The organism is uncultured Tateyamaria sp., assembly GCF_947488715.1.
Taxonomy (GTDB): Bacteria; Pseudomonadota; Alphaproteobacteria; order Rhodobacterales; family Rhodobacteraceae; genus Tateyamaria.
Genome location: NZ_CANLAG010000004.1, coordinates 46,233 through 66,092, shown reverse-complemented (window position 1 = coordinate 66,092; position 19,860 = coordinate 46,233). Strand labels below are relative to the sequence as shown.

Sequence of the window (19,860 nt, the reverse complement as noted above, 5' to 3'; positions counted from 1 at the left end):
TATGCATATCCAACCCTAACCGGTCTGGAGCAGGATCTGCTTCCAGATCGCCGTCTCATCAAAGAGCGCATATTCCCGACGCAGGCCCCATGGGCCAAACTCGGCATGGCTGATCCCCAGCACATAGACTTCGGCCCCCGTGGGTGCGCCGAAATAGCCCCAACCGTCGTGCTTGCCATGCAACGCCCAACGGATCGCGGCGCGCGGCGGCATTGCGTCGTCATCGCGCCCGATCTGGTGGTCGATGGTAAACGTCGCATCCGGGAACGATGCCCGCAGCCCCATCCAGAACCGGTCGACCGGTCCAGTGCCGTGGCCCGTCACACCACCGGGATACTCCGACTGCACCGCACGGTCATAGGCTGCCGGGATCGCTGCCATGTCGGCCCCCATGATGCGGGTCAGGATGTCCGCATATTGGGCACCCCACGCGTTGTCATTGCCGCGCCCTTTGTAGGGGCCGGGCTGATCCGTTGCCGGGGTCAGCGGGCGCACCGCCTGTTCCATCCCGCCCTCGCGTGCGATCAGGTCGGCGGCATAGGCCTTGGCCTCCCAGCCGATCTGGTTCACGATGGCCGTCTGATCCCGGATCAACCACTCGTCGTTGATCTGGTCGTTGATGGCGTGACAATCCGCGATGATCCGGTACTGCAACCGCTTGCCCGACGCAGGCCCATAAACACCATCCGCCGTGTGCGTCGCCGTCGACAGGATGCGGTGCGACGACAGCATCCCCTCCTCCGGTGTCCCGCTCCAGATCACGTCCTCACCCAACAGCGTCCGGTCCGGGAACTCGGCGAGCGTGGCCATGGTCGCCCCGATGACCTTTTCATTGCCGATGACCACCGACCCCGGCGACCGCACAACGATGTCCGGGCTGTAGTAGTGATGCAGAGTCGCGATGCCGCGATCTTCCCAGATCTCCTTGGTGATGCCGATGATATAGTCGGGGAAGTCTTTCCACCGGTTCGAAAAACCCTTCATGAGGTCCATCCTTTGGGTATGCGGGCCGATCCGCGCAGGACCAGCGGTCCATCCAGCGCGACGCGGCGGGGTTTGGTTTCGGGATCGTTCAGGCGATCCATCAATATCTCGACCGTGGCATCGGCCATCTGGCCCGCAGGCTGGCGCACGGTCGTCAGGTCATAGGACGGCCAGGCCGCCAGCGTGACGTCGTCATAGCCCACAACCGACACGTCGCCCGGCACCTTCAGGCCCAGTTCAAACCGCAGCACATCCATCACGGCAAAGGCCATGTGGTCATTGGCGCAAAACACCGCATCCGGGCGGTCCGGTCCGGCGAACATCTCGCGGGCGACGGCCTTGGCTTGGTCAAATTTGAAGTCACTCACGCCCCGCGCGTACAGGGCCTGTCCCGCCGCATTCAGCCCCGCGACAAAGCCCGCCTCGCGGTCGCGCTGGGTCGAGGCGCCCTCCCATCCCGCGATATGGGCGATGCGGGTATAGCCGCCCGCCACCAGAAACTCGGCCAGCTTGCGGCCACCGTGATAGTTATCGGACGTGACCGAAGACAGCCGGTCGTCATCCTGCGCCCGGTTGAACAGGACAATCGGGATTCCCGCCGCCTCGCACCGTTGCGTCAGGTCATTGGACATGCCGACGCTGGCGGCGATGATGCCATCAACCTGATAGTCTAGCAGTTCCTCCATCACCTCGTCGGCCTCTTCGCCCGAGTTGGACGACAGGAAAACCAGCACGTGATAGCCCTGTTCCTGCAACTTGCGGCTCAGCCGTTCGATGGCTTCGGGGTAAAAGTGGTTCTCCAGATAGGCCACAACCAAACCGATGATGCGGCTGCGCCCGGTGATCAGACTGCGCGCCAACACGTTGGGCCGGTAGCCCAGCGCATCCGCCGCCTGCCGCACCTTGTCCGCCGTGCGCTTGGACACGGACGCACCGGGCGTGAACACCCGGCTGACCGCAGACCGGGATACCCCGGCGCGTTCCGCCACGTCCAGTGCTGTCACCTTGTCCGGCATCAGTCCGCTGTCCAGCCTCCGTCGATCAGCATCGACGTGCCCGTCACCATCGCCGACGCATCAGACGCCAGAAACAGGACCGCGCCCATGATGTCTTCGACCTCGGCCACGCGGGGCAGTTTGATCTTGTCCATGATCCAGGCGTAACGCTCCGGGTCTTCAAACGACTTTTCCGTGAACGCCGTGCGCACAAAGGTCGGGCAGACCGTGTTGATGCGTACGCTCGCCTTGCCCCACTCGATGGCCATGGCCTTTACCATGCCCTCGACGCCATGTTTCGTGGCGCAATAGACGGCGCGGTCGATCCCGCCCACATGACCCATCTGGGACGAGATGTGGATGATGGACCCACCTTTGCCCGCCTTGGTCAGCGCGCGCGCAGCCGCGGTGGACAGAAAATAAGCCCCCTTGAGGTTGATCGCGACAACGGCGTCGAAATCCTCGGGCTGTGTGTCCATCGACGGGCCGTGGCGGGCCAGACCGGCAGAGTTCAAAACGATGTCAAAGGGCTGTTCAAAGGCCGCGTTCACAGCGTCGATGTCGGACGCATCCAGCGGCATGGCTTCGGCGCTCCATCCTTGTGTGGTCATGGCATCCACAACTTCGGCCAGCGCGTCGGCCCGCCGTGCGGCACACACCACGTGCGCGCCCGCTTCGGCCAGCGCCACGGCACAGCCAAGGCCAATGCCAGAAGACGCGCCAGTGACCAGTGCCCGTTTGCCGGAAAGATCAAAGGACGGAGTGCGGGGCAGATCGGTCATGCCGCACGTCCTGTCTCGGGGTCAAAGCCCACCCGCGCCTTGTTGAACTCGCGCATCCGCGCCAGCACGTCGACCCCGATCTGGTCATACATCTGCAACATATCCACCATCACCCAATTCTCCCGTATCCGTCCATTTTCCAGCCGCCAAAAGTCCAGAGACCGCATTTCCACCCGTGTGTTGGTGGGCGGCAGGCCAAGCCAACCGCCATGCGTGATCGTCTGGTACATGTCCGGCCAGCCCGTGACCGCAGCATAGGGTCCGTCACCGAAGAAATGATAGACTATCTCGTCCACATATTGTCCCCGGTCCGGCATGCCGTTCAGAAACGGGATCTGGTGCCAGTTGCGAAAACCCGCGATGCCGCGCCCGGACCCGATGCCGCTGGGGCCGTACCACATCATCTTCGGATGCCAGAACCGTTCCATCTCCATCACTTCGGGGCCGCCCTGACTGGGGTGTTTCTTGAGATGTGCCAGCATGTCGATGATGTGCAGACAGGACGCGGCACTTGCCTGCGGATCATGAGGCCCCGGCACCAGCCCATCACAGGTTGCTGGCCCCGGAACGTGCCACTCGCGGCCAAGCGATGGCACCATGGGCCAGGAACCGGCCTGCATCATCACTTCGGGGATGTCCCACAGCGCCTGCATCTCGGTGACCTTACCGTCCGCCACGCGGTAGAATTCGTGGAACCGCATGTGCACGATGTGGCCCGTGGCGGGAATGTCCAGCCAGGGCGCGGTTGCGGTCGCGGTGTAATAGCCACCGCAGCCCACCCAATCCGCACCTTCGGGCGTGGGGCCTGCCATCACGATGTGATCGCGGCGCTCCATGTCAGGCCACGCGCGCGCCAGCGGCACAAAGACCTTGTCAACAAATGCATCAACGCCCTGCGTGCTCTCAAAAGGAAAGGCGAGCCGGAACACCACGTCCGGCGCGCAAATCGCGTGCAAACACCGCCGCGCTTCTGCGAGGTCACCGTCATAGAGTGCGGCCCGAAACGGCGCGATCAGCGCCTTGTTTGCTGTGGGAATGTCCATGGTCATAGCTGATCCCGCATGCGCGCAAACAGGTCGACACCCATTTGTTCGAACAGATGCACCATGTCCACAAAGACCCAGTTTTCCGTGAATTGCCCATCCGTGCGCAGCCAGAAATCAAGGCCGGACACCTCAATCGGCGCACCTGTAGCCGCATGGCCCAGATAGGTGCCGCCATGTGTGCCAACCACGCCGCGCGGCCCGGATGCCGCCAGCATTCGGTCCTCGGCAAACAGGCTTTCAAGATGCATCACCTTGCGGTCCGGAAAGGCGACAAGCCATGGCTGCTGGTGCAGCGTCTCGAACTCGCTCAGGGACAGGCACGCCCCGATGCCACCCGGCCCGTACCATTTGACGTTGGGATGAAAGAACCGCGCCATGCCCATGCTGGACAGGTCCGTCGTGTCAAAACTGTTGAGCCCGCCAAAGATCAGTCCGCGACCCAGTTGCATCGTGTCCGCCGAAGCTTGGTCATCGCCCGGATCAGTGAGGACGCCGTCATAGGCCGTGGGCGCGGGATACACATGTGCGGCCCCGCGTGGCTTTGGCAGGACCGGCAGACCGATCTGGTCGAACCAGTCGACAAAATCCCAAATGGTCTGCGCGTGCGTGATCCGGCCCTGGTCGTCAAAGCGCAGGAACTCGCCCCAGCGCACCCGCAGATCATGCCCGGTGGCCGGGATGCCAAAGACCGACTGCACTGCCCGCCCGGTGTAGTAACCCGTACCGGCCACCCAGGACGCGCCGTCGCCTTGCCCGTTTTCATTGGCCGACGATGTTCCAGCCATAAAGATATGTGTCTGGCGGCGCAGGTTCGGCACCGCATCGCGCAGCGGTGCAAAAAGGGCTGTGACCACATCGGCGCCCGAGGTCTGCACGCCAATGGGCGCAGGCCCCTGCCAGTGCTGCACATGATCCAGCAGCGGCACCGCCTCTGCCGGGGCGCGGTCAAGCGCAGACCACAGCGTCAGCGCCGTGGCCTTGTTGCGTTGGTTCTGGTCGATCACTGGCTACTCCGCGGCGTCGCGCGCAGGCGCGCCCTCACCGTAAGGGACATTGATGCCGCCATAGCGCCGGACCCGCAGGTTGCACTGTTCGGCGTGGCCCACGAACCCTTCGAGCATGCACAGCCGCGAGCCATAGGCCCCGATCTCGGCGGCAGCCTCGTCGGTGGTGACCTTTTGATAGCTGTGTGTCTTGAGGTATTTGCCAACCCACAGACCGCCCGTATAGCGCCCCGCCTTCTTGGTGGGCAGGGTGTGGTTGGTGCCGATCACCTTGTCCCCATTGGCAACATTGGTGCGCGGTCCAAGGAACAGCGCGCCGTAGCAGGTCATGTGCTCCAGGAACCAGTCGTCGCGGTCGGTCATCACCTGTACGTGCTCGGAGGCGACATCATCCGCCACGGCCAGCATTTCGTCATAGGTGTCGCACAGGATGATCTCGCCATAGTCCTCCCAGCTTTTGCGCGCTGTGTCGGCGGTGGGCAGGATGGTCAGGATGCGCTCGATCTCTGCCGCCGTGTCATCGGCCAGCTTGCGCGAATTGGTCAGCAGGACGGCGGGTGAGTTGTAACCGTGCTCGGCCTGTCCCAGCAGATCGGTGGCGCACATCTCGGCGTCCACCGTGTCGTCCGCGATCACCATCGTCTCGGTGGGGCCGGCAAAGAGGTCGATGCCCACGCGACCAAACAGCTGGCGCTTGGCCTCGGCGACAAAGGCGTTGCCGGGCCCCACAAGCATGTGCACGGGGTCAATCGTCTCGGTGCCGATGGCCATGGCCCCCACGGCCTGAATGCCGCCCATCACGTAAATCTCATGCGCGCCACCGAGGTGCATGGCGGCGATCACCGCCGCGTTGGGCTTGCCCTGCCAGGGCGGCGTGCAGGCGATGATGCGCGGGACACCCGCGACGGATGCGGTGGCGACGGACATGTGGGCGCTGGCGACCATGGGGAACTTGCCCCCCGGCACGTAGCAGCCCACGGACTGCACGGGGATGTTCTTGTGCCCAAGGATCACACCCGGCATCGTCTCAACCTCGATATCCAGCATCGAGTCGCGCTGCGCCTGCGCAAAGTCGCGCACCTGCTGTTGCGCGAACTTGATATCCTCCAGCTCGCGCGGGGTCAGCTCGTCGATCAGCGCCTCGATTTCCGCGAGGCTCAGCCGAAAGCTGTCGGGGCTGTAGCTGTCGAATTTCTCCGACAGATCGCGCACCGCCGCGTCGCCGCGCGCCTCGATATCGGCAAGCGTTGCCTCGACGATGGCCCGTGTCTTGGCGTCGTCTTCGGCCCGCTCCGCCTCTGGCTTGCCGCGCTTCAAATACTCAATTGTCATCTCGTCACCTCAGTTATCGGGACGCGGCGGGGTCTTCTCGCCGCGATCGAAGGCCTCCCAGCCCTCGCCATCAAAAACGTCCCGCCCCAGCTGGGCGAGCACGTGGGGAAAATCGACCATCACGTAGTTGTCGGTGATGCGGTCCTCTTCGACTTTCCAAAAGTCCATGTAGCGGATCTCGATCCGCTTGCCGGTGGGCGCGATGCCCATGAATGTGCCGGAATGCGTGGCCTCCTGACGGCCAAAGGCCGCGGCCCACTCGCCCATGTAAAGGCGCGCCTCGTCCACGCAGACCTTGTCGGAAAACGCCGCCTGAAAGGGGCGCTGCCAATTGTCCTGGAACTCTTGCAGCCCCGTCTTGGTGCCGCAGCCGGTGTTGCCCATCCAGCGGAAGGATTGGGCAAAGAACTGGCCAATGTCGTCAATACGGTGGTCATTCAGTCCGTCGACCATGCCTTCGATCACCGCGCGGGTGGCGTCGGTCTTGGTCATGTCGGTGTCGCGGGTCAGAACCGCTTGTTCGGGTCGGGATCCTTTCATGGGATCATCCTTTCATCTGGAATGTCATCTGCGTTGGCGAAGCAACGCAGATGCAGATGAAATCCCGAGGCATCCGGTTCAATGCCGGATGCCGCTGCATCCGGCCGGATCGTGACGCGCTGCTCATCAGCCCTTGACCGCGCCGGCGGTCAGGCCGCTGACGATCTGGCGCTGGAACACCATCACGAGCAGGAACAGGGGTGCTGTGATCGACACCGCCGCCGCCACCGCTTCGACCTGATCGGTCGTGGTGGTTTCACGGTTGAAGTACCCTGCAATGGCCGGAACCATCGTCTGGTTCTGCGCATCCAGCAACAGCGACGTCACAAGGAAATCGTTATACCCCAACAGGAAGGAAAAGAGCCCCGTTGTGATCACCCCCGGCCACATGACCGGCATGATCACCCGGCGGAAAGCCTGAAAGTGCGAACAGCCATCGACGCGCGCGGCCTCATCCAGTTCAGCCGGGATGTTCTGAAAGAACGACCGCAGCATCCAGATCGTAAAGGGCTGGTTGATCGACACCAGCACGGCAATCACCGCCCAGGGCTGACCATAGAGTGTCGGCGACAGTTCACCGAAGATCGGGCGCAGGATTTCAGCCGAGTTGATGAACCACGGCAGATAGCCCGCCACCAGCACCGAGTGCGGCAGTGCGCGGAACACAAGCGCGAGGATCAGCAGCCAGAACGCGAGGTTCGACCCGGACCGCGCCAGACCGTAGCCCGCCAGCGTCCCCACGGTGAGCGAGATGGTCACAACACCCGCCGTCACGATCATCGAGTTCATGAAGTTGCGGTAAAACTGGTTCTCACCCCAAACGGCGACATAGTGTTCAGTCGTAAGGCCCAGCACGGGCGTGCCCAGCGGCCCCGCGATGCCATTGATGACGTCCATCACGGCAGGCAGCACGCCAAAGAACAGCAGCACAAACACCAGGCCATAGGCCGCGGCCCCCACCAGCCACCCCAGCACGATCAGTCCGGGCGGCGCAAAGCGCGCGACCAGCCCCGGCAGGCGGGTAAAGGCCCAGCGGATCGCAAAGTAGAGGAACGCGAGCCCGACAATGATGTCCAGAACACTTAGCCCGTTGCCCGCTGCGCGCGTGGCTGGCCCGGTGATCACATCCCACGCGCTGGCCGCAAAGGCGTCGCGCGGGGATTTCACACTCATCACGGCAATCCACACGATGGGAAAGGCCGCAAGCACGCACCAAAAGGCGAGAAACGCGCCGGATGCAATTTTCAGCGACAATGGCTGTGCGGTGGCTTTACTCGACATGGTCAACGCTCCCTTGGAGATACCGCATCAGTGCGCCCCTCCCTTGTGGTCGCGCCAGGTGCGGCGCAGTGGCAGGACCAGCAGGACCACAATGCCAATCATGGTGAGCATGGCGCTGGCCGATGCCCGGCTGATGGCACGGTTGCCCGCATCGTCCGGTGTCAGGAAATCAAAGGTCAGCCACTGAAGCGAGATCACATGCGCCTGGCTGCGGAAGCCGACGATTTCCTCGAACACGCGGTAGCAGTCCATCAGGTGAATAAGCGCGATAAAAATGATCAACGGCATCAGATGCGGCACGATCACATAGCGCAGCCGCTCGAACCGGTTGGCCCCGTCGATGATCGCAGATTCCAGCGTGTCCATGTTCACCGTCTGCAGGCCCGCATAGAAGATCACAAAGGCAAAGGGCGCCACGTGCCAGACCCTGTAGAAATACATCAGCATCTCGATGGTCCAGCTTTGGGCGAACATCGCGATGTCCTGACCCGTCCAGCGTTCCAGCGTCGCCGTCAGAATACCGTCGCCGACAAACAGCCAGTAGATCGACAGTGACCCGATCACCGGCGTGATGATGAATGGCAAGAGCGAGATAAAGATCACCGGCCCGCGCAGGCTGCGCGCGGCGTTGTTCACCGCCAGCGCAATCAACAGGCCCACCCCAATCACGAGCGGCAGCGTGAACAGCGTAAAGCTGAGCGTGAACCGCAGCGCCTTCCAAAAGTCGATTTGCAGGATATCGCCCCAGTTGCCCGACCCCAGTGCGGCCCAGACCTTGTCCATTTGCAGGACGTTGCGATAGCTCTGCAAACCCACCCATTCGGTGGTGGTCTGCGTCTTGCCGGTTACCTCGTCGATGACCGGCACTGTTTTGACCTCGGTTGTACAGGTCTGCGTCAGGAAACCCGGCGTGCAAGTCTCGACCTCGATCTGCTGCATGATCGGTTGCGTGACCTGAAACGACTGGATGAACACCGACACCAGCGGGGCGGCGATGAACAGCAACATCATGAAGACCGACGGGCCAACGAACCAGAAGAAGGTTTTGAACTTCATGCGGCGTTCCTTTTTGCGTGGGCGGCAACGTGGCCACCGATCTGCCAGCCGATCATCATCGACGGGGCATTGGTGTTGGCGCTGGTGATGCGTGGCATAACACTGGCATCGGCAACCCACAGGTTGCTGACCCCTTTGACAGCGCCAAGCGCATCCAGCGGCCCGCCCAGGGCAACAGTGCCCACGGGGTGATAGGCGGTTCCGGCGCGGGTGCGGATCGTCTCGCGCAGGGCTTCGCCGGTGACATCTGGGCCGGGAAACATCTCTGGCGCGCGGCGGGATCCAAATGCGGCCCGCTCCAACAACGTGCGCAGCCGCGCAACAGCGGCCGTCATCATGTCGAGGTCCCGTTCGTCGCCAAAGAGGTTCAGATCAATCAGCGGTGCGTGTGTATCCGGCCCGATGCGCAAGCGCCCGCGCGATCGTGGTTGGCACAGGCAGACATCGGCGAAATACCCCGCACCCCAGATGATCGACCTCCCCTGCCAACCCATCAGAAACGGCAGGAAATGTGTCTGGACTTCAGGCACCGCGCTGTCGGTCACACTATAGAACGCGCCCGCCTCAACCGTGTTGGAGGCCAGCCGCCCCGACCGCGTCATAAGCCACTGCAGCGGCGACACCGCCCAGGCAGGCAACTGGCCCAGCGTCAGGCCATAGCCCGACCCGCGCCCTTTGAAATGCAGGCCAAAGCCCGGATGGTCATGCAGGTTATCACCCACGCCGGGTGCATCGACTTGAACTTCGATCCCGGCGGCTTTGAGGTCTGCGGCGGGGCCAATACCCGACCGCATCAGGATCATCGGGCTCTCGATACTGCCCGCTGACAGGACAACACCCGCAAGCGCGCGCAGGGTGCGGCCATCGCGCAGCACCACACCCGTGGCACGCGCCCCGTCAAAGGTCACATGGTCCACCTCAGCGCCGGTCAGGACATCGGCACCAGACGGACGCAGGAACCCGTCCGCAGCCGACCACCGCGCGCCATTGCGCATGTTGGTGTGAAAGACGCCCGCGCTCTGGCGTTCGGGTGTGGGTGGCGCGCCCGGATCGTTGGCGGCAAACAACTCACCAAACGCATTAGACAGGCTGTGGGGATGCGGCAAACGGGTGGGCGTCATGCGCGCCTCGACGGCATCAAAGGCGTCCCACACAGTGTCGGCATCCCAGCCGGGCAAGGCCCAGGCGTCAAAATCTGCGCGGGTCCCGCGAAACCAGACCATCGAGTTGATCGACCCCGACCCGCCCAGCATCCGCCCGCGTGGCACCGACACACGACGCCCGCCCGCTGCGGCCATCGGCACCGTCTGGCGTTTCCAGTTGCGCCGGTCCGACCCCAGCAAATGCACCAGACCAAATGGCACCTTGACCCGGATGTCAGCATCCGACGGCCCCGCCTCGATCACACAGACGCGTGCGCCCGGTCGTTCGGCAAGACGCGCAGCCACCGCGCATCCAGCAGAGCCACCGCCCACAACAATATGGTCAAATTCGGTTTGCATCTTGTCCCCGCAACATCGGGCTGGCCGGGTGTTTCCCCGGCCAGCCCTGCGTGTGCCTTACTCGAGCACACCGGCCTCTTTGGCCGACGTGGTATAGGCTTCTTCGACGGCGACCAGCGTGGCGGCCGCGTCGCGGTCACCTGTCAGGAACGCAGGCAGTTCGTTGCCCAGCGCCGTGTGCAACAGACCCATCTGAGTGGTCGACGGGTATGGCGGTGCGGACGGAGTGGCCGTTGCAGTGGCAATGGCACCTGCGGCCAGCGGGCCGGGCTCATAGCCTTTGACCAGCCAGATCGCGGCTTCGTTGTTGGCCTTGACCATCTCTTCGTCCAGACCTTCCATCGCCAGACGGAACGCGGCATCAGCCTCTTCGTCGGTGATGTTCGCGGCGATCACGATACCGTCCCACCACAGGGTCGTCGCAGGCGCGCCGCCGTCCATGGCAATGGGGGCTGCGGCCATCTTGACCTTGCCCACAACCGAGCTTTCGTTTTCGTCGTTCATGGCACCGGCACGGCTGGCCCACAGGTTCGACATGGCGATCTTGCCCTGCTGGAACTGCTGCTGCACGTAGGTGGAGTCGCTTACCAGCACTTCAGGATCGGTGTACGCCAGCGTTTTCGCCATTGTTTCCAGCGCCTTGACACCCGCGTCGGAATTGACCGCCGTGGTGTTGTCCGCGTTGAAGAACGCACCGCCAAAGCCGGGGTACATGTTCACGAATTCCTGCGCGAGGTTCCAGCCGGACTTCATCGTGGCGCCAATGGCGTGGTCCACGACACCTGCCGCCTTGATCTTTTCAGCGGCGGCGAACACTTCGTCCCAGGACGTAGGTGTCGCGATGCCCAGATCGGCAAAGATGTCTTCGCGGTACATCAGGTGCTGTGTGTTCACCATCATGGCGATGGCCATTGTCTTGCCGTCAACCTTGATCAACTGGTTGGGCGAGAGGTTCTGACCATACTTGGCGACCAGATCGTCCAGCGGACGGATGGTGCCCGCGTTCAACAGCGGCGTCACAGTGCCGTTGGACACGCCACCAATGTGGTAGAGCGACGGGTTCGCCTCAAATGCGGCGGGCTGTTTGGTGCGGAATTCCTGATCCAGCTCGGCCTGGAAATTGCCGCACTCCGCCATAGCGTCCGTGACGGCTTTCCATGCTTCAAAGCCCGCGCTCAGCGACTTCAGCGGCACATCGTTCTCATAGGCGCAGGCGGCAAAAGCCGACGTGCCCATCAACGAGACAACGCCCGCCAGTGCCAGTTTCTTCAAGTACATATGCAAACTCCCTGTTGCGTTTGACGCCAGTGCATCTTGCAAGCCTGCACCGGCTTGATTGGCCCGGCCCCGTGGGTGCCCCCGCGCGGCTGGGCGGTTTTCCTCAGGCGATGCGCTCGCCGGTGGAGGAAGAGAAGGCGTGGCAGATGCCCGCCGGTACGCGGAACGAGACGGGGTCCCCGATCTCGGCCCGGTATTCCTTGTGTGCCTTGACCGAAACCAACTGGCCGCCTGCGCGCACGGTCAACATTGTCGCGTCACCGAGCAGCTCGATCGTGTAGATCGGCGCAGAGACTTCACCACCTGTTTCGGCCAGTTCGGCATCTTCGGCGCGGAAGCCCATGGTGACCGGTCCGTCCGGCACTGACAGCCCCGAGATCGAGACGTTGTCGCCGGTGAATGTGCCGCCTGACATGGTGCCTTCCATCAGGTTCATCGCTGGTGATCCGATAAAGGACGCGACAAAGGTATTGGCCGGGTGATCGTAAATTTCTGTAGGCGTTCCAACCTGTTGCACCTTGCCCTGCTTCATCACCACCACACGGTCGGCGAGTGTCATCGCCTCGATCTGGTCGTGGGTCACGTAGACGGTGGTGACTTTCAGTTCGTGGCTGAGGTTTTTGATCTGCGCCCGTGTGGACACGCGCAGTTTCGCATCGAGGTTCGACAGCGGCTCGTCCATCAGGAACACGTTGGGTTCGCGCACAATGGCGCGGGCCAGTGCCACACGCTGACGTTGGCCACCCGACAGTTCCGCCGGTTTGCGGTGCAGGAAATCGTCGAGTTCCACCATCGCGCTGGCGCGGCGCACCCGTTCGTCATGGGTCGCCGGATCGACCTTGCGCACCTTGAGCGGGAAGCGGATGTTCTCGTAGACGTTGAGGTGCGGATAGAGCCCGTAGGACTGGAACACCATCGCCACATCGCGGTCCTTGGGGTCGAGATCGTTAACCCGTTTGCCGTCGATCATGATGTCGCCATCTGTCGCGTCTTCGAGCCCGGCGATCATCCGCATCGTCGTCGTTTTGCCGCAACCTGACGGACCCAGCAGGACCAGAAATTCCTCGTCCGCGATGGTCAGATCAAAGTTGTCGACGCCCACAAAGGAGCCCCACCGCTTGTTGATATTGCGCAATTGGATTTCGGCCATTGGGTCCCCCGTCACGGCGTGTTGATTGAGGCTAGACATCCGCACCGCGGCTTGGCAACTGTTTTTTGCACACGTGTGCAAAATCAGGGAGCTTTGAAACGATGAGCGATGATATCGGGCGCATCCACGCCGCATTGACCGGGATTTGGGCAGAGGATGATGCCGCAGCGCAGCGAGCGCTGGAGGACGCATTTTCGGACGATTGCGCCTTTTATTTCTCGCATCCCGTGAATGAGGTGGCCGGGCGCGCGGCGGCGTGGGAGACGGTTTTTGCACCACTTCGCGCTGCACTGCGGCACGCACGGCGGCGTGATGAGATTTTCATCACCGGGGCCAATCGGCGCGCGGAGGGGGGCAACTGGATTGCGGCAGTGACGCATTATGTGGGCACGTTTGCGGGGCCGCTCTTGGGGATTGCGCCATCGAATCGGTTGGCGTTTTTGCGGTCGGGTGAATTTTACCGCATAGAGCACGGGCGCATCGTCGAGGCACGGGTGATCCTGGACCTGCCGGACCTGATGCGGCAGGCGGGGCGGGATCCGTTTGGCGGGCTTTTGGGGACAGAGATGCTGTTCCCCGGCCCGGCCACCCATGATGGCATTCTGCCCGGCGGGGATGGGACGGCGAGCCTTGATCTGATCGAGGCGATGCTGGGGGATTTGCACGTCTATGACCCCAACACCGGCACGTCCAAGGGGCAGACCGGTGAGGGCGGATATTGGGCCGACGACATGCTGTGGTACGGGCCCGGCGGAGTGGGATCGAACTACCGCTGGGACGGGTTCGTGCAGGACCACCGCGCGCCGTTTCTGGCGGCCTTTCCGGACCGCAAGGGGGGCAATCACTATGCCCGGATCGGACAGGGGAATTACGCCGCGATCTCGGGCTGGCCGTCGATGACGATGACACATCGCGGCGCCTATCTGGGGGTGCCTGCGACGGGCAAGGCGCTGACGCTGCGGGTGATGGATTTCTATCGCTGCGCGGGTGGGCAGATCGCGGAGAACTGGGTTTGCCTCGACTACATGGACCTGATGGCGCAGATGGGGGTGGACCTGATTGCGCGGTCGAACGCGATGGAGCGTACGGTGGGGTAAACGCAGCGTGCGGTGCCTGTTTGCGGGCGAAATGTACGGAATTGGTGGGGAACTGTACGTTTTTGCAGGCGTCTATCCGGCGTGATCCGTGGTTTTGGGGCAAAACGTACAGTTTTGCGCCTGGACTGTACGTTTTGCGCGGCCCGCCCACGTTAACGCCCCATTCATGTTCCCACGTTGTTAAGGTTTTCGAGGCTCCGGTAACTCTTCTTTAACCCTTGGCGCGCAGGGCGGCGGCGGCGGTGCGGATGCCCTCGGCTGAGGGCAGCGTCGCGGCATAGGCGCGGCCTGTGGCGATGAAACTGTCATCGGCGGTGTAGCGCGCGATGCGGGTGTGCCCGGCCTCGAACAGCGCCGTCATCACGGCCTCGGCCACGCCGCCGGATTTGCGGGTCTCGTCCACGACGAGGATGTGGCGCGCATCGCCCACGGCGACCAACAGGCTGTCGAGCGGCAGGGGGGCCAGCCAGCGCAGGTCGATCAGGCGGGCGTTCTCCACATCGGCCTGTTCGGCGAGATAGCGGCCATTGCCGAAGGTCACGATGGCGAGGTCGCCGGCGCCGTCCACGCCGACCTCGCCCATGGGAAGTGTCGCGCCGGGCGCGGGATAGCTGCGCATCCATGCGCCGTCGCCGGGCGTGACGTCCCGCATGGGATAGAGCGCGATGGGTTCGACAAAGACGCAGAGCCGGTTTTCTTCGCGCGCCAGCCGGTGACATTCGCGCAGCATCTGCACCGCATCGGCGCCGTTCGACGGGCAGGCCAGCACGAGGCCGGGGATGTCGCGCAGCACGGCGAGCGCGTTGTCGTTGTGGAAATGCCCGCCGAAGCCCTTTTGGTAGCCGAGGCCTGCAATGCGCAGCACCATCGGGTTGGTCCACTGGCCGTTGGAGAAGAAGGGCAGCGTTGCCGCCTCGCCGCGCAGCTGATCCTCGGCATTGTGGAGATAGGCGAGGAACTGAATTTCGGGCATCGGGACAAAGCCGTTGTGGCCCATGCCGATGGCGAGCCCGAGGATGGACTGTTCGTCGAGCAGCGTGTCGATCACGCGGGCGGGGCCAAAGCGGGCGTGCAATTTCTGGGTGACGCCATAGACGCCGCCCTTGCGGCCCACATCCTCGCCCATGATCACGGTTTCGGGGTGGGCCAGCATCAGGTCGGTGAGCGCCCAGTTGATCAGGCGCGACATCGGCTGGGGCTGGTCCATCTGGGCGTGGTCACTGCCGAAGGTGGAGCGGCGCTGGTCCGCGTCGGGGCCGTTGGTGGGGGCGGCCGCGCGGGGTGGCGGCACGATGGCGGCCATGACGGCGCGTGCGTCGGGCAGTGCGGGGGCTTTGGCGACCTCGGCGGCCTCGGCGCGGGTGCGGTCGAGGGCGGAGTGGTAGATGTGCAGGATGTCGTCCGGTGCCATGCCCTGGGCCATGAGGCCAGCGGCGGTCATCAGCAGCGGGTCGTTGGCCTCGTCGGCCTCGACCTCCGCGCGCGGCAGGTAGCTGGTGGCGACATCCGCGCCCGCGTGGCCATAGAGGCGGACGGTGCGCAGGTGCAGCACGGCGGGTTTACGGTGGGTGCGGACAAAGGCGGCGGCCTCGGTCGCGGCGCGGTGCGCGTCCCAGAGGTCGCAGCCGTCGCCGGTGAAATAGGTCAGGCCCGGACGGTGCGCGAGGCTGGCCGCGACCCAACCGGTGGGCGTTTTGGTCGAGATGCCGATGCCGTTGTCCTCGCAGATCAGGAGGAGCGGCAGCGGCACGCCCTGAACGGAGGTCCACCCGGCGGCGTTGATCGCGCCCTGGGCGGTGGAGTGGTTGAGCGAGGCGTCGCCAAAGGAGGCCACCGCAATGCCGTCGCGCGGCAGGATCGCGAGATCGGGGCGCCCCCGCCGTGCAAGGCCCAGACCGTAGGCCGCGCCCAGTGCCTTGGGCAGGTGGCTGGCGATGGTCGAGGTTTGCGGCGGGATGAAGAGATCGCGGCTGCCCAGCACCTTGTGGCGTCCGCCGCTGGCGGGGTCGTCCGCGGCACAGGCAAAGGACAGCAGCATGTCGCGGCACATGTCCTGGCCCTTTTGCGCGGCGCGGGCGACCTGAAACGCGCCGTCGCGGTAGTGCAAAAAGGCGATGTCGTCGGGGCGCAGCGCGTGGGCCACGGCGGCCATGCCTTCGTGCCCCGAAGAGCCGATGGTGTAGAACCCCTGCCCCGCCTTTTGCATCTCGCGGCTGACGATATCGAGCGCGCGGGTCAGGCATTGCGCGTCAAAGAGCGCGCGGCTGGTGTCTGCGTCCAGCCCGTGCGGGGACGCCTCGGGCAGATCCCGCGCCGCCACACGGCGCAGGAAATTGTCATGTACGATCGAGACGCGGTCCATACCCGTGCGGTCAGAAGAAGGCCTGAAGGCCCGTCTGGGCGCGGCCCAGGATCAGGGCGTGCACGTCATGGGTGCCTTCGTAGGTGTTGACGGTTTCGAGGTTCATCATGTGGCGCATCACCTGAAATTCGCCCGAGATGCCGTTGCCGCCGTGCATGTCGCGGGACATGCGCGCGATGTCCAGCGCCTTGCCGCAGTTGTTGCGTTTGACGATAGAGATCATCTCGGGGGCGGCCTGGGCTGCGTCCAACAGGCGGCCCACTTGCAGCGCGCCTTGCAGGCCCAGCGTGATCTCGGTCTGCATGTCGGCGAGTTTTTTCTGGAAGAGCTGGGTCTGCGCCAGCGGTTTGCCGAATTGCTTGCGGTCGAGCCCGTATTGGCGTGCGGCGTGCCAGCAGAATTCGGCCGCCCCCATGGCCCCCCACGCGATGCCGTAGCGCGCGCGGTTGAGACAGCCGAACGGCCCCTTGAGGCCCTGCACATCCGGCAAGAGCGCGGTGTCGGGGATTTCGACGTTCTCCATCACGATCTCGCCGGTGATCGAGGCGCGCAGGCTGAGTTTGTTCTGGATCTTAGGCGCGGAGAGGCCCTTGGTACCCTTGTCGAGGACAAAGCCGCGGATCTTGCCGTCGTGGGCGTCGGATTTGGCCCAGACCACGAAGACATCGGCGATGGGCGCGTTGGAGATCCACATCTTGGCCCCGTTGAGCACGTAGCCGCCATCGACCTTTTTGGCGGTGGTTTTCATGCCTGCGGGGTCGGAGCCTGCGTCGGGTTCGGTCAGGCCAAAGCAGCCGATCCATTCACCCGAGGCCAGTTTGGGCAGGTAGCGGCGGCGCTGGTCTTCGGAGCCGTAGGCATAGATCGGGTACATCACGAGGCTGGATTGCACGGACATCATCGACCGGTAACCCGAATCGATGCGTTCGATTTCGCGAGCGATGAGGCCGTAGGAGACGTAAGAGCCGCCCAAGCCGCCGTATTCCTCGGGCAGGGTTGCGCCGAGGAGGCCCATCGCGCCCATTTCGGCGAAAATTTCGGGGTCGGAGGTTTCATCGGCAAAGGCGCTGACGACGCGGGGGGCCAGCTTTTCCTGGGCGTAGGCGGCGGCGGAGGCCTGGATCATCCGCTCGTCCTCGGACAACTGCTGGGACAGGCGGAAGGGGTCGGACCAGTCAAAGCTGCCGAGATCGGGCGCGTCCTTGGCCTTGAGAACTTTGGTTTCTGCGTTCATGGCGGCATTCCTCGGGTTGTCACGGTTTGGCGGCAGTATTGCAGAACTCGGCGGGAACATCTAACGACGGCTTGTCCTGCAATCCATGAGGAAAACTCATATGTTCGCGCATCGCCGTTATCTGCCATCGACCCCGGCGCTGTTGGCGTTCGAGGCGGTGGCGCGGCTGGGGTCGGCCACGGATGCGGCGCTGGAGCTGTCGTTGACGCAGAGTGCTGTCAGCCGTCAGCTCAAGACGCTGGAGGAACAGATCGACGCCAAGCTCTTTGTACGGCAGGGCCGTGCGCTGGTGCTGACGCCTGCGGGGCGGCGCTATGCCGAGCAGGTGCGCGATGTGCTGCACCGGTTGGGGTCGGCGTCGGTGACGGCGGGGGCGAACCCGGAAGGTGGCGCGTTGAACCTGGCCATTCTGCCCGCCTTTGGCATGCACTGGCTGGCCCCCCGGCTTGCCGATTTTGCCCGCGCCCATCCGGAGGTGACGGTCAACCTGTCGACGCGGCTGGCGCCCTTTGACTTTCGCAGCCAGCCCTTTGATGCGGCGATCCATTTCGGGCGTCGGGACTGGCCCGGTGCGGGGTATCAGCCGTTGATGCCTGAAACGGTCGTGGCGGTTGCGGCACCGGGCAACGTGCCTGAGGGCGCGGATGTGGCGGAGATTGCCCGCCTGCCCCTGCTGCATCTGGACACCCGTCCGCGCGCCTGGGCGCGGTGGTGTGCGGCACATGCCGTGCCTGCGCCAACGGCACCGGGCATGGTGTTCGACCAGTTTTCCACCATGGCACAGGCGGCAATTCACGGGCTGGGCATTGCGCTGTTGCCCACATTTGTCGCCGCGCCGCATCTGGAGAGCGGTGCGCTGGTCCCGGCGGCGGGTGGTGCGGGGCAGAGCATCGGTGACTACTATCTGGTGTGGCCTGAGGAGCGCCCCGCCCCGCCCAGCCTACGGTCATTTCGTGCCTGGCTTTTGACGCAACTGCCTGATGCATGACCCACACCCGCCGCATTTCCGCCCCAATCCCACGCGATAACCTGCACAGATGATTCTGTCTTTCGGGTGGGGCCGAAACAACCAAGGAGTGCGGCCATGAAGCGCGCGATTTCTCTTGTGGCGACCGTTGCCACGCTGGCTTCGGCCACAGCGGCCCAGGCGGCTGAACACACCATCCTGATCCTGCCCGACGCCTATTTCCCGGCTGTCACCTACATCGATTCCGGCGACACCGTGCGGTTTCACAACATCTCGGGCAACGACCACAACATCATCGCCAAGAACGGCGCATGGGAAATCGGCCCCATCTCGCATGGCGGCGAGTATTTCATGGTGATGGAACAGGGCATCCAGAACACGTTCTTTGACAAGGACGCCACGGATGGCGACGGCGCGTACCTGACACAGGGCAACGTCAGCTTTTCCGACGCACCGCTGGATTGATCTTCAGTCTTCGATCACATCGCCCAGCGGTGTGATCAGATCGGGGCCGGACGCGCGGTTTGAGTTCACATCGCGCGCGACCCGGTGCCATGTCAGCGCATCATCAGGGGCAGCCCGCATCAGCGTGGCGGCCCCTTTTCCCGCTTCGCCAAGCCACAGCGCCACATCATCCGGTGTCAGGATGACAGGCATCCGGTGATGGATGGCCGACATGGGCGCATTGGCCCCCGTTGTCACAATCGCTGCGGTGCGTATGGGTGGGTCGTCCTGCCCCTTGGCCGCCCAGGATTGCCAGATCGCGGCAAAGGCCAGCGGCGCGCCGTCCGTGCGGGTGATGTACCACGGCAGGCGTGTGTCGCCATCGCGTGTCCATTCGTAAAAGCCGGTGGCCAGGATGATGCCGCGCCGTTCACGGCAGGCCGCACGAAAGGCCGGTTTTTCCGCGATGGTTTCCGCCCGTGCGTTGATCAGCAGCGGGCCGTCGGAGGTCGTTTTGTACCAGTGCGGCACAAACCCCCAGCGCATCGCACCAAGCTGGCGCTGCCCGTCCTGTGCCGTCACCACATGCACCGCATTGGTCGGGCAGACGTTGTAATTTGGCACATCGGGCAAGTCGTTGGCCGGCACCGCTGCAAAGAGCTGTGCCATGGCGTCCGGCGGCAGGGTTACGGCAAATCGTCCACACATGGCATCCACGCTAGCGCAACCCGCCGCGCCGCGTAAGTCCGCCCCCCTTGCAGACATGAAAAAGGCAGGGGTGTGCCCCCTGCCTTTTGTCGTCTGTA

At 63.9% G+C, this 19,860-nt stretch carries 18 protein-coding genes; 3 read left to right on the top strand and 15 right to left on the bottom strand.

Translation table 11 applies throughout. From position 1 onward, the window contains the following. Positions 1-15: 15 nt before the first annotated feature. The 12 genes from Q0936_RS10745 to ugpC form a co-directional block, all read right to left on the bottom strand. Positions 16-984, bottom strand: coding sequence for a nuclear transport factor 2 family protein (locus Q0936_RS10745; protein WP_299293073.1), 969 nt, complete (start codon positions 982-984; stop codon positions 16-18). Next, a complete protein-coding gene (locus tag Q0936_RS10740; protein WP_299293071.1) occupies positions 981-2,000 on the bottom strand; it encodes a LacI family DNA-binding transcriptional regulator in 1,020 nt (339 codons plus the stop codon). The genes Q0936_RS10745 and Q0936_RS10740 overlap by 4 nt, the downstream gene beginning before the upstream one ends. Continuing rightward, positions 2,000-2,761 carry an SDR family oxidoreductase gene (locus tag Q0936_RS10735; RefSeq protein WP_299293069.1) on the bottom strand — a complete coding sequence of 254 codons (762 nt, stop codon included), beginning with the start codon at positions 2,759-2,761 and terminating at the stop codon, positions 2,000-2,002. Before Q0936_RS10735 ends, Q0936_RS10740 begins: the two co-directional genes overlap by 1 nt. Then, positions 2,758-3,810, bottom strand: coding sequence for an ester cyclase (locus Q0936_RS10730; RefSeq protein WP_299293067.1), 1,053 nt, complete (start codon positions 3,808-3,810; stop codon positions 2,758-2,760). The genes Q0936_RS10735 and Q0936_RS10730 overlap by 4 nt, the downstream gene beginning before the upstream one ends. Further along, on the bottom strand, positions 3,807-4,811 hold the full coding sequence (locus Q0936_RS10725) for an ester cyclase (protein WP_299293065.1): 1,005 nt from the start codon (positions 4,809-4,811) through the stop codon (positions 3,807-3,809). The genes Q0936_RS10730 and Q0936_RS10725 overlap by 4 nt, the downstream gene beginning before the upstream one ends. A 3-nt stretch (positions 4,812-4,814) precedes the next feature. Further along, positions 4,815-6,143 carry a histidinol dehydrogenase gene (gene hisD / locus Q0936_RS10720; RefSeq protein ID WP_299293063.1) on the bottom strand — a complete coding sequence of 443 codons (1,329 nt, stop codon included), beginning with the start codon at positions 6,141-6,143 and terminating at the stop codon, positions 4,815-4,817. A gap of 9 nt (positions 6,144-6,152) precedes the next feature. Then, positions 6,153-6,683 carry an ester cyclase gene (locus Q0936_RS10715; protein ID WP_299146182.1) on the bottom strand — a complete coding sequence of 177 codons (531 nt, stop codon included), beginning with the start codon at positions 6,681-6,683 and terminating at the stop codon, positions 6,153-6,155. Positions 6,684-6,809: 126 nt separating this feature from the next. Continuing rightward, positions 6,810-7,964 carry a carbohydrate ABC transporter permease gene (locus Q0936_RS10710; RefSeq protein WP_299293061.1) on the bottom strand — a complete coding sequence of 385 codons (1,155 nt, stop codon included), beginning with the start codon at positions 7,962-7,964 and terminating at the stop codon, positions 6,810-6,812. 27 nt (positions 7,965-7,991) lie between these two features. Continuing rightward, positions 7,992-9,020: a sugar ABC transporter permease gene (locus tag Q0936_RS10705; protein WP_299293059.1), complete on the bottom strand. Its 1,029-nt coding sequence runs from the start codon at positions 9,018-9,020 to the stop codon at positions 7,992-7,994. Further along, positions 9,017-10,522, bottom strand: a complete 1,506-nt coding sequence (locus Q0936_RS10700; RefSeq protein ID WP_299293057.1) for a GMC family oxidoreductase N-terminal domain-containing protein — start codon at positions 10,520-10,522, stop codon at positions 9,017-9,019. The genes Q0936_RS10705 and Q0936_RS10700 overlap by 4 nt, the downstream gene beginning before the upstream one ends. Positions 10,523-10,579: 57 nt before the next feature. Then, entirely contained in the window at positions 10,580-11,800 is a 1,221-nt protein-coding gene (locus Q0936_RS10695; RefSeq protein ID WP_299378110.1) for an extracellular solute-binding protein, read from the bottom strand. Between the two features lie 103 nt (positions 11,801-11,903). After that, a complete protein-coding gene (ugpC, locus tag Q0936_RS10690) occupies positions 11,904-12,950 on the bottom strand; it encodes a sn-glycerol-3-phosphate ABC transporter ATP-binding protein UgpC (RefSeq protein ID WP_299297969.1) in 1,047 nt (348 codons plus the stop codon). A 101-nt stretch (positions 12,951-13,051) separates the two neighbouring features. Here ugpC and Q0936_RS10685 point away from each other — a divergent pair, with 101 nt between their 5' ends. Continuing rightward, a complete protein-coding gene (locus Q0936_RS10685) occupies positions 13,052-14,047 on the top strand; it encodes an ester cyclase (RefSeq protein WP_299297967.1) in 996 nt (331 codons plus the stop codon). 211 nt (positions 14,048-14,258) lie between these two features. On the opposite strand, the gene Q0936_RS10680 is transcribed toward Q0936_RS10685, so the two are convergent. Continuing rightward, complete coding sequence (locus Q0936_RS10680; RefSeq protein ID WP_299297965.1) at positions 14,259-16,409, bottom strand: thiamine pyrophosphate-dependent enzyme; 2,151 nt, start codon at positions 16,407-16,409, stop codon at positions 14,259-14,261. 10 nt (positions 16,410-16,419) lie between these two features. Continuing rightward, positions 16,420-17,643, bottom strand: coding sequence for an acyl-CoA dehydrogenase (locus Q0936_RS10675; RefSeq protein WP_299297963.1), 1,224 nt, complete (start codon positions 17,641-17,643; stop codon positions 16,420-16,422). Between the two features lie 100 nt (positions 17,644-17,743). Here Q0936_RS10675 and Q0936_RS10670 point away from each other — a divergent pair, with 100 nt between their 5' ends. Continuing rightward, entirely contained in the window at positions 17,744-18,631 is an 888-nt protein-coding gene (locus Q0936_RS10670) for a LysR substrate-binding domain-containing protein (protein ID WP_299297961.1), read from the top strand. 96 nt (positions 18,632-18,727) lie between these two features. Continuing rightward, the gene (locus Q0936_RS10665; protein ID WP_299146173.1) at positions 18,728-19,075 is read left to right on the top strand and encodes a hypothetical protein; all 348 of its coding nucleotides are present in this window, start codon (positions 18,728-18,730) and stop codon (positions 19,073-19,075) included. 3 nt (positions 19,076-19,078) lie between these two features. Here Q0936_RS10665 and Q0936_RS10660 read toward each other — a convergent pair whose 3' ends face one another. Beyond that, a complete protein-coding gene (locus Q0936_RS10660) occupies positions 19,079-19,762 on the bottom strand; it encodes an SOS response-associated peptidase (RefSeq protein WP_299297959.1) in 684 nt (227 codons plus the stop codon). Positions 19,763-19,860: the final 98 nt, after the last annotated feature.